Origin of the sequence: Phycicoccus sp. Soil802 (genome assembly GCF_001429605.1) — a bacterium.
Taxonomy (GTDB): domain Bacteria; phylum Actinomycetota; class Actinomycetes; order Actinomycetales; family Dermatophilaceae; genus Pedococcus.
In genome coordinates this window covers 415,501-428,470 of record NZ_LMSS01000001.1, presented here as the reverse complement: position 1 = coordinate 428,470, position 12,970 = coordinate 415,501, and the positions used below count along the sequence as shown (strand labels likewise).

Sequence of the window (12,970 nt, the reverse complement as noted above, 5' to 3'; positions counted from 1 at the left end):
CCCGCAGGCGGCATACCGATGCTATCGGCCGCCTCGCAACCCTCGCGCGCGAGTTGCGCGCGGCCGGTCAGCTGCCGCCGCTGGCGACGACCGTCGAGGCGACGATGGACGCCGTGATGGCGGTCTGCACGTCCTGGACCGCCTTGCGCACCGCCTCCGCACCCCAGTCACCGTCGGCGACCGCCTTGCCGCGGGCCCGGACCTCGCGCTTGGGCTCGTCCGGGAACAGCTTGGGCAGCAGGTCGACCGAGTGCAGGAGGGCCACCAAGGCGCCGGTCCGCTCGTCGGGCTCGACACCACCCACCACCGTGGCCCGGACCCGGCCGAGCACCTCGCGCTCGACAGCCGGGTCGGCGAGTGGCCAGGACGTCCTCGGGAAGAGCCCCAGCACCTTGCCCTGCTCGCGGCTCAGGACTCCTTGGGCCGCGAGGTCGCTGAGCACGGCGTCCTTGAGGCTGCCGGCCCGGTCCTTCCACGCGCTCACGCCGCCGATCCGGCCGACCGCGTCCTTCGGCTTGCGGTCGTGCGACAGCCGCGCCACCTCGGCCAGCAACGGGTCGGCGACGTGGCGGGTCGTGCGGACCAGCCGTCCGGGCCTGTGCTCGGGGTCGCCGGGCTCACTCAGCCGAAGGGCACCGTCGAGGGCCAGGTCGACGATCGCGGCGCCGGCGACCGCCGCCTTGAGCTTGGTGCTGTCGATCCGCGGCCGGCCGTCCTCGTCGCCCAGGGCGAGGAGCAGGAACTCGGCGGTGAGCGGGCGTCGCGTCATGTCCTCACTGTAGGAAACGCCCGCGCCCTCGACAGTGCCCGAGGGCACACAACGTGGTGGTAGACAGGCTCCATGATCGTCGTCATCGCCGGAGGCCACGGCCAGATCGCCCTGCACCTCGAGCGGTTCCTGGCGGACGCCGGTCACGAGCCCGTGGGCCTGGTGCGCAACCCCGACCACCTCGCCGACCTCGCCAAGCAGGGCGCTCGCGGTGAGGTGGTCGACCTCGAGAAGGCCACCGTCGACCAGCTGGCCGCCGCCGTGGCCGGCGCTGACGCGGTCGTGTTCGCCGCGGGTGCCGGTCCGGGCAGTGGCGCGGACCGCAAGGAGACCGTGGACCGGGCCGCTGCGGCACTGCTCGCCGACGCCGCCGAGCAGGCCGGGGTGACCCGCTACCTCATGGTGTCGGCGATGGGCACGGAGCGAGCAGACCCCGACAGTGACGACGTGTTCCAGGTGTACCTGCGGGCCAAGGGGGCGGCCGACGACGACCTCCGTGCACGCACCGCGCTCGAGTGGACGGTGGTGCGGCCCGGTCGGCTCACGGACGACGAGCCCACGGGTCGGGTGACCCTCGGCGAGGGGCTCGACCGGGGCTCGGTCACCCGGCGCGACGTCGCCGCCGTGCTCGCCGAGCTGCTGGTCACGGGCGCGGGGCGGGGACGCACCGTCGACCTCGTGTCGGGCAAGGTGCCCGTCGAGCAGGCTGTCGCGGCCCTCGGCTCGTGACCGCGCGACCCCCTGACCCTGCCCGGGCGTGGTCCGTGCAGCAGGTGGCGTTCACCGACCCGCGGGTGCAGGCCCTCGTGGCCGAGGTACAGGGCTACTACGTGCAGATCTATGGCGGACCCGACGACTCCCCCGTGGACCCGACGGAGTTCGACGAGCCGCGCGGCCGCTTCCTCCTGGGACTGGTGGACGGGTCGCCCGTCGCGATGGGCGGCTGGCGGCTGCGGCCAGAGCTCGATGCCGCCATCGGTGGCCGCTGCGCCGAGGTGAAGCGGATGTTCGTCTCCCCCACCGTGCGCCGCCAAGGGCTCGCGCGACGGCTGCTGGCCGCCCTCGAGGACTCGGCCCGGACGGCCGGCGTGGAGGTCCTGGCGCTGGAGACCGGCATGATGCAGCCCGAGGCGATCGCGCTCTACCAGGGGCAGGGGTACGAACCGACGATCCGGTTCGGCCACTACGCCGACTCCGACCTCTCCCGCTACTTCGCCAAGCGCCTCGACGGCCGCTGACGACCCGCCGACGTCATCGTCCGACGATGCGGCCCGGTGGTTTGCGGATCGGGCCGCTGTCAGTGGGCATCACTGCTGTCCTCGAGTGCAGCGCCAGCTCCCGGATCAGGCGCCGGGCGTCGAGCAGCATGGCGCCGTAGGCCGGCCAGGCCCGCTCGTCCTCGAGCTCGGTGGTGCGGACCACGTTCTCCAGCTCGGTGAGGATCTCTTCGGCGGACTGCAGGTAGCCGCGGACGACGGCCTGCTCCTTCTCCCCCTCCAGCCCGAAGTGGCTCAGGGCGCCGGCGATCTCGTCGAGCGCACCGGCATAGCTGTCGAGGAAGCGCTGGGTCGGTCTCGGCTGGTTCGCCTCGTCATCGGCGGCGTCCACGAGGGTCCGGGCGATCCCGCTCACCTGCCACTGACCGCGCCGGATCGCCTCGACCGTCTGCGCGTACCCCTCCCAGTCGACCTGCAGCCGGCGCACGTTGTCGCGTGGGTTGAACCGGGTGCTCTCCTGGCCGGTCTCGATCGAGGCGTGGATGTCCGGGGCCGACCTGAGGAGGTCGGTGCTGGTGTCGAACCACCCCCGGGCCTGGTCGCCGTCCCAGCCCTCGCGGAGGCCGGCCGCGATGTCGTTGAGCAGCAGGCAGACCTGTCGTGTCAACGCGCGGATCTGGTCACGCGGCTGCTGGATGTGCAGTGGTGCCACCACGATCGCGTTGGTCAGCACCCCGATGACGCCGCCGGCCAGGGTCTCCACGATCGTGAGGTAGGTGAACTCCGTGTCCGTCCCACCGACGGTGATGAGCGACAGGAGCACCATGGTCGGGACCTGGATGCCGTGGTCGCCCAGCCGGCGCCACCGGCCGACGAGCAGGGCGAGCGCCATGACGGGCAACATGCTCCACCAGTGCACCCCGAGCGTGGAGCCGACCAGCCACGCCGCGCTCATGCCGACCATCACCGCCACCAGCCGCTGCGCGCTGGCGAAGAGTGAGCGCACCATCGTGCGGTCCACCACGAGCAGAGCCGCCATCGGCGCGTAGAAGGGTGCCGGGCTGTGCAGCACTCGCATCGCGAACTGCCACGCGAGGACGGTGGCGAGGGCCGCCTTGCCCATCAGCAGCGCAGCGTCCCGCTCGGGTCCGGCGTGGCGGACCGCCTCACCCACGGCGCGGGCCGCGCCCCGAGCCGACTCGCGCAGGGCACCGAACCGCGGGGACGGCTTCGGCCCGTCGGCTGGGGACTCCATGCTGCTGACCCTAGGGCCACCGGACCGCTCCGTCCCCACCGCGCGATGGCACAGTTGGGGTCCGCCCCAAGATGGCTCGGGTGGGTGATCGCGCTGGGCCCGGCCCGCTGCTGTACTGGTCGCGTGCGGCGCCGTGTGCCCGCCGCGGTCGCGGCAGTTGCCCTGAGTCTGGCCTCGTGTTCGGGAGAGCCGGACGAGTCCGACGCGACCCGTGTCCGATGGGGTTCTTGCCAGGGCGTCACCGACCTGTCGGCCCCGCCGGTGCCGCCGGAGCGGTTGGCCCGGCTCAGCTTCAGCTGCGGCAGGCTCACTGTGCCGCTCGACCGCACCCGCCCGGCGGCCGGGACGCTCGTCCTCCAGCTGATCAGGGCGACGACCGGCCACGACCTGGACGCCACGCGACCGATCGTGCTGCTGGTGCCCGGTGGGCCGGCCTCGTCCGGGGTCGACAACCACGCCTTCCTCGTCGGCCGGCTGTCCGACCGGCTGCTGGCCGAGTTCGACGTGGTGGGCTTCGACCCTCGTGGGGTGAAGCACTCCAACCCGATCAGGTGCGAGCACGTGAAGCGTCCCGCCACCCTGCCCGACGTGTCGACCGACGCGGGGTATGCCGCGGCGGCCCGGGTCGTTCGGACCTTCACCGAGGAGTGCCTCACCAGCCTCGGCGACCGGGCCTCCCTCTTCGGCACCACCGCCGCGGCCGCGGACATCGACGCCATCCGCGCCGCGCTGGGACAGACGAAGCTCACCTTCGTCGGAGGGTCCTACGGAGCCAAGCTGGGGGCGGAGTACGCGCGGCTCTACCCCGGCGCCATCCGCGCTGGCGTGCTCGACGCCCCCACCGATCCGCAGACCTCGGCGGTCGTCACGGCAGAGCACCAGGTCAAAGGGTTCGAGGACTCGCTCGACGAGTTCATCGCCTGGTGCCTCGACCGGTCCTGCCCTCGGCTGACCGACGTCCGCGCCTTCATCGCCGCGCTGGTGGCCGAGGCCGACCGCTCGCCGATCCGGAGCGGGCGCCCCCAGGGCGACGAACCGATGCGCGGCAGCGAGGTGCTCGACGCCGTCGCCTCGTCGCTGTACGACGTCGACCGGTGGCCCGACCTGGCCGCCGGGCTGATCGAGGCCGACGACGGCGACTCCGGCACCCTGTGGGACCTGCGCGACGCCTCGGGCAACGACCCCGACGACACCACGGAGAGCGACGGACGGTTCGTCATCAACTGCACCGACAGCGGTGCCGCACCGACTGAGGCGGAGATCCGGAGGCTCGCCGCGCACTTCAAGAAGTCCTACCCGACCTTTGGGGTGTGGGGCACCTGGCAGCTCTTCGGCTGCTCGTTCTGGACCGCACCGAAGCACACCCTGCCGGTACCCGTGGCCGAGGCCGCACCACCGCTGATGGTGATCGGCACGATCCACGACCCCGCCACCCCGTATGCCGGCGCGGTGAGCATGACACGGGTCCTCGGCAACGGTTCGACGTTGATCACCTGGGAGGGCTTCGCCCACGCCGCCTTCACCCGCGACCCCTGCATTGACGCGCTCGTCGACGCCTACCTGATCTCCCTCAGCCTCCCGTCGGACGGCACCCGCTGCGCAGCCTGAGGCTCAGTGCTCCAGCGTCAGGGTCAGGTGTGTGGTCGTCGGGTTCTTCGCCGATCGCAGCCCGGCCACCGTGATCGGACCCGCGTCGTCCACCACGAGCTCGACGGTGCTGGGCAGCAGCACCGGCTTGGCGAACCACACGTGCGACGTGCTCGGCCCGGCGGTGCCCGGTCCCAGGGCGGAGAGCGTGCGGGCCGCCGTCCACATCCCGTGCGCGATGGCGCGCGGGAAGCCCATCGCCTTGGCGGTGATGGCGTGCAGGTGGATCGGGTTCACGTCACCCGACACCGCGGCATACGCACGGCCCTGTCCCTCAGGCACGCGGATGACGCCAGCGGGCGGACGATCCGGCAGCGGTGGCGCCTGGCCGCCACGGTCGGCGTCGGCGTTCGTGCGGCCGCGCCGCAGGTAGGTGCTGCGGCCCTCCCAGACCCGCTCGCCGTCGACGTCGACCTCGGTGACCAGGTCGACGAGCCGGCCCTTCGGATGGGGGCGCAGGTGCTCCGCGTGGACGGTGAGGTCGAGCCGGTCGTCGGCAGTGAGCTGGCGGTGCACGGTGATCTGGTTCTCGAGGTGGACCAGCCCCGGCAAGGGCAGCGGGAACGACCGGTCGGCCATCAGCGCGACCTGGAGGGGGAACCCGAGGACGTGCGGGTAGGTGTGCGGGAGCACGTCGCCGCCGCCGAAGCCGCAGACCCGCTCGTAGCCGAGCAGGTGGTCGCGGTCGACGACGACGCCTTCGCGCCGCAGTGCGGAGTCCGGGAGGTCGCCGTGACGACCCCGCTGGGTGAGCGCAGCCTTGGCGAACAACGGTGCGAGGGAGGGCGACTCACTCACCGTGCGGATCACCATGTCAGGCGCCCAACAGGCTCTGGCCGCAGACCCGCACGACGTTGCCGGTCACGCCTGCGTTGGCGTCCTGGCTGAACCACGCGATCGTCTCGGCGACGTCGACCGGCAGCCCGCCCTGGTTGAGGGAGTTGAGCAGGCGGCCGACCTCGCGGGTGGCGAAGGGGACCTTGGCGGTCATCTCGGTCTCGATGAAACCCGGCGCCACGGCGTTGACCGTGATGCCCCGAGCCCGGAGGCCCTCGTCCGCCGCCAGCGCGTCGACCAGTCCGATCACCCCGGCCTTGGACGCTCCGTAGTTGGTCTGGCCGCGGTTGCCCGCGATGCCGGCGATCGACGACACGAGGACGACGTGGCCGCCGTCGCGGATGCCCCCGTCGGCGAGCAGCACCTCGTTCATCCGCAGGATCGACCCGAGGTTGACGTCGAGCACCGACGACCAGCGGGCCTGGTCCATGTTGGCGAGCAGCTTGTCGCGGGTGATGCCGGCGTTGTGCACGACGATGTCGAGACCGCCGTGCCGGGCGGTGGCGTGGTCGAGGATCTGGCGTCCGGCGTCGTCAGCGGTGACGTCGAGCTGCAGCGCCGTGCCGCCGACCCGGTTCGCGGTGCGGGCCAGCGAGTCGCCGGCGGCAGGGATGTCGACGCAGAGGACCGTGGCACCGTCACGGGCCAGCACGTCCGCGATCGAGGCACCGATCCCCCGAGCGGCCCCGGTCACGACAGCGACCTTGCCGGCCAACGGCTTTGCCCAGTCGGCGGGCTCGGTGGGCGTGCCCGGCCCCACGCGCACCACCTGACCGTCGACGTATGCCGCGCGGCCCGACAGCAGGAAGCGCACCGCCGCGTCGGCATTGGCCTCCGCACCGTCACCGACGAGGACGAGGTTCGCGGTGGCTCCCGCACGGAGCTCCTTGCCGATGGACCGGGTGATGCCCTCGAGAGCCCGTCGCGTCGCCGCCTGCGCGAAACCGTTGGCACTGCTGGGCTCCCGGCCCACCACGATGACCCGACCGCTGGGACGCAGGCCCCTGAGGGCTGGCGCCACGAGCGCCCGCAGGGCGTCGAGGTCGCTCGGTTCTGCGGCCTCGGTGAGGTCGGCGACGACGGCCGCGACCCGGTCGCCGTCAGCCAGCTCGTCCACCGTGTCGATCCCCTCGCTCTTCAGCAGGGCACGCACGCGTTCCGCGACGGGTGCCGGGCCGAGCCCACCGACGAGGACGGACCCCTCCACGAGTGGCTCGCCCACGGCATACCTCCGCAGCGTGGCGGGGCGAGGCAGTCCCAGCTGGGTCGCCAGCTTCCTGCCGACCGGACTGTTGACGAGGCCGGCGTAGGTACCCGCCATCACGCGGCCTCGAGGATCGCCATGACGCCCTGGCCACCCGCGGCGCAGATCGAGATCAGGCCACGGGCACCGGATCCCTTCTCGTGCAACATCTTTGCGAGCGAGGCGACGATGCGGCCACCCGTCGCTGCGAACGGGTGACCGGCCGCGAGGGACGACCCGTTGACGTTGAGCCGGTCGCGGTCGAGCGCTCCGATCGGCGCGTCGAGGCCCAGCCGGTCGCGGCAGAACTCCTCGCTCTCCCAAGCGGCCAAGGTGGTGAGCACGGTGGCGGCGAAGGCCTCGTGGATCTCGACCAGGTCGAAGTCCTGCAGCTTCATCCCCTGGCGGGCCAGCAGGTGGGGCAGGGCGTAGGCGGGGGCCATCAGCAGGCCCTCGTTGCCGGTCACGTAGTCGACGGCGGCGGTCTGGGCGTCGACGAGGTGCGCGAGCACGGGCAGCCCGCGCTCCTGGGCCCACTCGTCCGACCCGAGCAGCACGGCAGAGGCACCGTCGGTGAGCGGCGTGGAGTTGCCCGCCGTCATGGTCGCGCCCTCACCCCTGCCGAAGACGGGCTTCAGGGTGGCGAGCTTCTCGACGGTGGAGTCGGGGCGCAGGTTCTGGTCGCGCGTCTGCCCGAGGAACGGCGTCATCAGGTCGTCGAAGAAGCCCCGGTCGTAGGCGGCGGCGAGGTTGTGGTGCGAGCTGGCGGCGATCTCGTCCTGGGCCTCGCGGCTGATGCCCCACTGCTTGGCGGTCTGGGCCATGTGCTCGCCCATGGACAGCCCGGTGCGGGGCTCGACGTTGCGCGGGATCTCGGGCACCAGCTGGCTGGGGCGCAGCCCGGTGAGCGCCTTCACGCGCTGCCCCGGGGTCTTCGCGCGGTTGAGCGTCAGAAGCGTCTCGCGCAGGCCCTCATTGACGGCGATCGGCGCGTCCGAGGCGGTGTCGGTGCCACCCGCGATGCCGGACTCGATCTGGCCCAGCGCGATCTTGTTGCCGACCAGGATGGCCGCTTCGAGTCCGGTGCCACAGGCCTGCTGCACGTCGTAGGCAGGGGTGCGCGCGGAGAGGCTCGACCCCAGCACCGACTCGCGGGTCAGGTTGAAGTCGCGGGCGTGCTTGAGCACCGCACCGGCGGCGACCTCGCCCACCTGCTCCCCCGCCAGGCCGTGCCGGGCCACCAGGCCCTCGATGGCGGCGGTCAGCATGTCCTGGTTCGAGGCCTTGGCGTAGGCGGCGTTCTGCCGCGCGAAGGGGATCCGGTTGCCGCCGATGACGGCGGCCCGACGGGGCTGCCCGGAGGTGCGGGACGCGGATCGGGATGACGACGCTGAGGGGGACACGGGGTGCTCCTGAGGTGGGTCGAGCTGTGGGGCAGGTAACTGATACGCACAGTAGCAGGTACACCTAGTACCTGCTACTGTCCAGCGTTGTGACCACGAGCACGCAGCCGGCGAGCCCGGCTCCCGACGGCCGCAGCACCCGGTGGGACCAGCACCGGGCAGCCCGCCGCCGCGAGCTGGTCGACGCGACCCTGCGCGCGATCCGCCAGCACGGGGCAGGCGTGGGGATGGACGACATCGCCGCCGTGGCCGGCACCTCGAAGACCGTCGTCTACCGCCACTTCACCGACCGCCAGGGCCTGTATGCCGCGGTGTCGGAGAGCGTCGACGCGCTGATCCTGCGCAACCTCGCGCAGGCCACCGGCGCGGCCGGTGACGACCTCGCGAGCGCGGACTCGACGCCGCGAGGCCTGATTGCGGGGGCCATCGACGCCTACCTCACGCTCGTCGAGAAGGACCCGGAGGTCTACCGGTTCGTGGTGACCGCTCCCCTGCTCGACCAGCCGGCAGGAGACCCGGCGGCGCCGGTGACCGGCCACATCGCGGCACAGATGTCCCTCGTGATCGCGGAGGCGCTGGCCCGCGCCGGACGCGACACCGCGCCCGCGAAGGTGTGGGGTGCCGGTCTCGTGGGGATGGTGCGCGCCGCGGCCGACCAGTGGCTGGCCGAGAGCGATGCGATGAGCCGACCCGAGCTGACCCAACACCTGACCGACCTGGCCTGGGGCGGGCTCTCCGCTGCCTGGCCCGACGAGACCCCCTGACCTGTGCAGCACCGACCCAGGAGCTCCCCATGACCACTCTCGCCACCGCCCTCCAGAAGACCCTCGACGGTCGCTGGGCCGCGATCCGCGACGAAGTCAGGACCGACCTCGACCCGGAGCGCTTCGCCCCTCCGAGCGAGCCGCTCGACCTCGAGTCCTACCGGGCGCGGATCGCCGACCAGGTGCAGGCGCTGGCCGCCACCGGCCACGCCAAGCGCGGCTTCCCCCAGGCCATCGGCGGCAACGGTGACCTGGGCGGCTCGGTGACCGCCTTCGAGCTGCTCGGCCACGCCGACCTGTCGCTCATGGTGAAGGCCGGGGTGCACTGGGGACTGTTCGGAGGGGCGGTGGCGAACCTCGGCACCGAACGCCACCACACGGCATACCTCCCCTCGATCATCGACGCGACGCTGCCGGGCTGCTTCGCGATGACCGAGACCGGGCACGGCTCCGACGTCCAGTCGCTGGGCACCACCGCCACCTACGACCCGGCCACCGACGAGCTCGTCGTCCACACGCCCGACCTGCGCGCCCGCAAGGACTACATCGGCGGCGCGGCGCGCGACGGGCGGATGGCCGCCGTGTTCGCCCAGCTGGTCACCGAGGGTGAGAGCCACGGAGTGCACTGCGTCCTGGTGCCGATCCGCGACGAGTCCGGCGCCACGATGCCGGGCGTGACGATCGGCGACTGCGGCGCCAAGGCCGGGCTGCCGGGGGTGGACAACGGCCGCCTGTCGTTCGACCAGGTGCGCGTGCCGCGGACCAACCTGCTCAACCGCTACGGCGACATCGACGAGCAGGGCGCCTACACCTCACCCATCGACAACCCGACCCGTCGGTTCTTCACCATGCTGGGAACGCTGGTGCGCGGACGGATCAGCGTGGCCGGTGGTGCCGGCGCGGCCACCCGCACCGCCCTGACCCTGGCCATCACGTATGCCGGTCACCGCCGCCAGTTCGCCCCTCCCGGCGGCAGCGACGAGGTGATCCTGCTCGACTACCGCGTGCACCAGCGCAAGCTCCTGCCCGCGCTCGCCAAGTCCTACGCGTTGCAGTTCGCCCAGAACGAGCTGGTCGGGCTCATGCACGACGTGCAGTCGGCCGGTGACGCCGCCGACGACCACCAGCAGCGCGAGCTCGAGGCACGGGCGGCGGGCACCAAGGCGGTCGCGACGGCCCATGCGACCGCGACGATCCAGGTGTGCCGGGAGGCCTGTGGCGGCGCCGGCTACCTGGCGGTCAACCGACTGCCCGCCCTCAAGGCCGACACCGACGTCTTCACCACCTTCGAGGGCGACAACACCGTCCTGCTGCAGCTCGTCGCCAAGGGGCTGCTCACCGACTACCGCGACGCGTTCGGCGACCTCGACACCCTGGGCATGGTGCGGTTCGGGGCTCGGCAGTTCGCCGGGGCCGTCATCGAGCGCACCTCCGCGCGGGGCCTCATCCAGCGCCTCATCGACTCCGCACCGGGCCGCGACAGCGAGAAGGGCCCGACCGACCGCGGCTGGCAGCTCGACCTCTTCGAGGACCGCGAGAAGCACCTGCTCGAGACCCTGGCGCTGCGCCTGCGCAAGGCCGGCAAGCCCGGCGCCGAGCTGTTCGACGTCTTCAACGACGCCCAGGACCACGTGATCGAGGCGGCCCGCGCCCACGTCGACCGCACCATCCTCGAGTCGTTCGTCGCGGCTATCGACCGGTGTGACGACCCGTCAGCCGCCCAGACGCTGTCGCGGGTCTGCGACCTCTACGCGCTGAGCAGCATCGAGGCCGACAAGGGCTGGTTCCTTGAGCACGGGCGGATCACGCCGGCGCGCAGCAAGCAGGTCACCGCCGCGGTCAACGACCTGTGCGCGGCGCTGCGCCCGCACGCCCAGGAGCTGGTCGACGCGTTCGGGATCCCGAAGGCCTGGCTCGGCACCGAGCTCCTGACCCCCCTCGCCTGACCGGCCCGTCTGCCCGCGCTTCTGGCCACCCATCTCTCACCGGACCCCCGAAGCAGCGCCCGCGTGCCACACCAGTGGCACGAAGTCCCGGGCCCCGCGCACTTCTTGCCACCCATCCCTCACCGGACCCCCGAAACAGGGCCCGCGTGCCACACCAGCGGCCACAAGTGCCGGGTATGCCGCGTGGCTCAGCCGCGGAGCAGGGTGCGGCCGTCGTCGGTGACCGTCCAGAACGGGTTGTGGGCGACCTCCCACGGGTGGCCGTCGGGGTCGATGAAGATCCCCGTGTAGCCACCCCACGACGTCTCGGCACCGCGGCGACCGATGACGGCTCCGGCGGCCTCCGCCTGGTCGAGCACCTCGTCGACCTCCGCCGGACCGCGGAGGTTGAGGGCCAGGGTCACCCCGCCCCACCCACCGTTGTCCTCGACGACGGAGTCCTCGGCCAGCGCGCCACGGTCCCACAACGCGACCACCATCCCTCCGCACTGGAAGAAGGCGACCTCGTCGTCGTCGTTGCCCCGCTCCCAGCCCAGGGCGGTGTAGAAGCGCTCGGCCCGGTCGAGGTCGGAAACGCCGAGGGTCACCAGCGAGAGTCGTTGCTCCACTAGGCGTTCCACCACGGTCGCAGGGGCAGGTCAGACTGGCCCCGGTCGTCGAGCTTGACGGCCAGCACCTGGTGGAGCTGCACGATGTTGCGCTCGAAGCCCACCCGCGAGCCGGCCATGTAGAGGCCCCACACCCGAGCCGTCGCCTCGCCCACCTCGTCGACACAGGCGTCCCAGTTGTCGACCAGGTTGGCGCACCAGCCGGCGAGGGTGCGGGCGTAGTGCTCGCGGAGGTTCTCCTCGTGGCGGACCTCGAGACCGGCGTCCTGGGCGGCGGCGATGATCGTGCCCGAGCCGGTCAGCTCGCCGTCGGGGAACACGTAGCGGTCGATGAAGGCACCGGTGGAGGTGCGCTTGTTGTCGGGACGGGTGATGCAGTGGTTGAGCAGCATCCCGCCGGTGCGCAGGTGGTTCTTGATGAAGGCGAAGTAGGCCGGGTAGTTGCGCACCCCGATGTGCTCGGTCAGCCCGATCGAGGAGATCGCGTCGAACCCGGTCTCGTGGATGTCGCGGTAGTCGCTGTGACGCACTTCGGCCAGGTCCTGCAGACCCTCACGGCGGATGGCCTCTTGCGCCCAGCTCGCCTGCTCGGCCGAGAGCGTGGCGCCGACGACGTGCACGCCCCGCCGCGCGGCATACCGGACCATCCCGCCCCAGCCACAGCCGATGTCGAGGAGCCGGTCGCCCTCCTTGAGCCGGAGCTTGTCGAAGACGAGGCGGTACTTGTTCTCCTGTGCCTCCTCGAGGGTGGCGCCGTCGTGCGGATAGCACGCGCAGGTGTAGGTCATCGACGGCCCGAGGACGTACTCGTAGAACGTGTTGGACACGTCGTAGTGGTGGTGGATCGCCTCGGCGTCGCGGGTCTTGCTGTGCCGCAGGCCTTCGGCGACCCGGCGCCAGCGCGGGAGCGCCTCCTGCGGGGGAGGCGGCGGCGGCTTGAGCAGCTCGACACCGAGCGACCGGGCGATGGCCGCGGCGGTCTTGGGCGGCGGCATCCGGAAGTGCAGGTTGCCCATCGCGTCGAGGAGCTCGTAGGGGTCGCCGGGGTGGACCCCGGTGAGGTCGAGGTCGCCGGCCACGTAGGCGCGCGCCATGCCGAGGTCGCCGGGCGCGGTGGCGAGGTAGCTCGCGCCCCGCGGTGACTTGAGGTCGAGGCCGTAGGGAGCGTCCTCTGGGCCGGTGGCGGAGCCGTCGAAGGCGGTGAACCGCAGCGGCACGTCGTCGGCGGTCACGGCATCGAGGATCTCAGCCATCGACAGCTTTTCGGGGCCCGGGGAGCTG

12 protein-coding genes are annotated in these 12,970 nt (G+C 72.1%); 5 read left to right on the top strand and 7 right to left on the bottom strand.

From position 1 onward, the window contains the following. Nucleotides 1–67: 67 nt before the first annotated feature. Entirely contained in the window at nucleotides 68–769 is a 702-nt protein-coding gene (locus tag ASG91_RS01970) for a GPP34 family phosphoprotein (RefSeq protein ID WP_056920912.1), read from the bottom strand. A gap of 72 nt (nucleotides 770–841) precedes the next feature. On the opposite strand from ASG91_RS01970, the gene ASG91_RS01965 reads away from it, so the two are divergent. Then, complete coding sequence (locus ASG91_RS01965) at nucleotides 842–1,498, top strand: NAD(P)H-binding protein (RefSeq protein ID WP_056920911.1); 657 nt, start codon at nucleotides 842–844, stop codon at nucleotides 1,496–1,498. Then, complete coding sequence (locus ASG91_RS01960; RefSeq protein WP_200961201.1) at nucleotides 1,495–2,007, top strand: GNAT family N-acetyltransferase; 513 nt, start codon at nucleotides 1,495–1,497, stop codon at nucleotides 2,005–2,007. Before ASG91_RS01965 ends, ASG91_RS01960 begins: the two co-directional genes overlap by 4 nt. Nucleotides 2,008–2,020: 13 nt before the next feature. Here the strand turns inward: ASG91_RS01960 and ASG91_RS01955 are convergent, their stop codons facing one another. After that, nucleotides 2,021–3,241: an aromatic acid exporter family protein gene (locus tag ASG91_RS01955; RefSeq protein WP_056920910.1), complete on the bottom strand. Its 1,221-nt coding sequence runs from the start codon at nucleotides 3,239–3,241 to the stop codon at nucleotides 2,021–2,023. Nucleotides 3,242–3,553: 312 nt separating this feature from the next. Between ASG91_RS01955 and ASG91_RS01950 the strand changes: the two genes are divergently transcribed. Then, complete coding sequence (locus ASG91_RS01950) at nucleotides 3,554–4,849, top strand: alpha/beta hydrolase (protein ID WP_162257489.1); 1,296 nt, start codon at nucleotides 3,554–3,556, stop codon at nucleotides 4,847–4,849. Nucleotides 4,850–4,852: 3 nt separating this feature from the next. Here ASG91_RS01950 and ASG91_RS01945 read toward each other — a convergent pair whose 3' ends face one another. Genes ASG91_RS01945 through ASG91_RS01935 form a run of 3 tightly spaced genes read right to left on the bottom strand, consistent with a single transcriptional unit; the run spans nucleotide 4,853 to nucleotide 8,371 of the window. Continuing rightward, complete coding sequence (locus ASG91_RS01945; protein ID WP_056920908.1) at nucleotides 4,853–5,701, bottom strand: MaoC/PaaZ C-terminal domain-containing protein; 849 nt, start codon at nucleotides 5,699–5,701, stop codon at nucleotides 4,853–4,855. Between the two features lies 1 nt (nucleotide 5,702). After that, the gene (locus ASG91_RS01940; RefSeq protein WP_056921228.1) at nucleotides 5,703–7,046 is read right to left on the bottom strand and encodes a 3-oxoacyl-ACP reductase; all 1,344 of its coding nucleotides are present in this window, start codon (nucleotides 7,044–7,046) and stop codon (nucleotides 5,703–5,705) included. Continuing rightward, on the bottom strand, nucleotides 7,046–8,371 hold the full coding sequence (locus ASG91_RS01935) for an acetyl-CoA C-acetyltransferase (RefSeq protein WP_056920907.1): 1,326 nt from the start codon (nucleotides 8,369–8,371) through the stop codon (nucleotides 7,046–7,048). The genes ASG91_RS01940 and ASG91_RS01935 overlap by 1 nt, the downstream gene beginning before the upstream one ends. 89 nt (nucleotides 8,372–8,460) lie before the next feature. Here ASG91_RS01935 and ASG91_RS01930 point away from each other — a divergent pair, with 89 nt between their 5' ends. After that, complete coding sequence (locus ASG91_RS01930; protein ID WP_056920906.1) at nucleotides 8,461–9,135, top strand: TetR family transcriptional regulator; 675 nt, start codon at nucleotides 8,461–8,463, stop codon at nucleotides 9,133–9,135. A 29-nt stretch (nucleotides 9,136–9,164) separates the two neighbouring features. Then, nucleotides 9,165–11,081 (top strand): acyl-CoA dehydrogenase, encoded by a 1,917-nt coding sequence (locus tag ASG91_RS01925; RefSeq protein ID WP_056920905.1) that lies wholly within the window; start codon nucleotides 9,165–9,167, stop codon nucleotides 11,079–11,081. 188 nt (nucleotides 11,082–11,269) lie between these two features. Here ASG91_RS01925 and ASG91_RS01920 read toward each other — a convergent pair whose 3' ends face one another. Continuing rightward, the gene (locus tag ASG91_RS01920; protein ID WP_056920904.1) at nucleotides 11,270–11,689 is read right to left on the bottom strand and encodes a VOC family protein; all 420 of its coding nucleotides are present in this window, start codon (nucleotides 11,687–11,689) and stop codon (nucleotides 11,270–11,272) included. Then, entirely contained in the window at nucleotides 11,689–12,942 is a 1,254-nt protein-coding gene (locus ASG91_RS01915) for a class I SAM-dependent methyltransferase (RefSeq protein WP_056921227.1), read from the bottom strand. The genes ASG91_RS01920 and ASG91_RS01915 overlap by 1 nt, the downstream gene beginning before the upstream one ends. Between the last annotated feature and the right edge of the window lie 28 nt (nucleotides 12,943–12,970).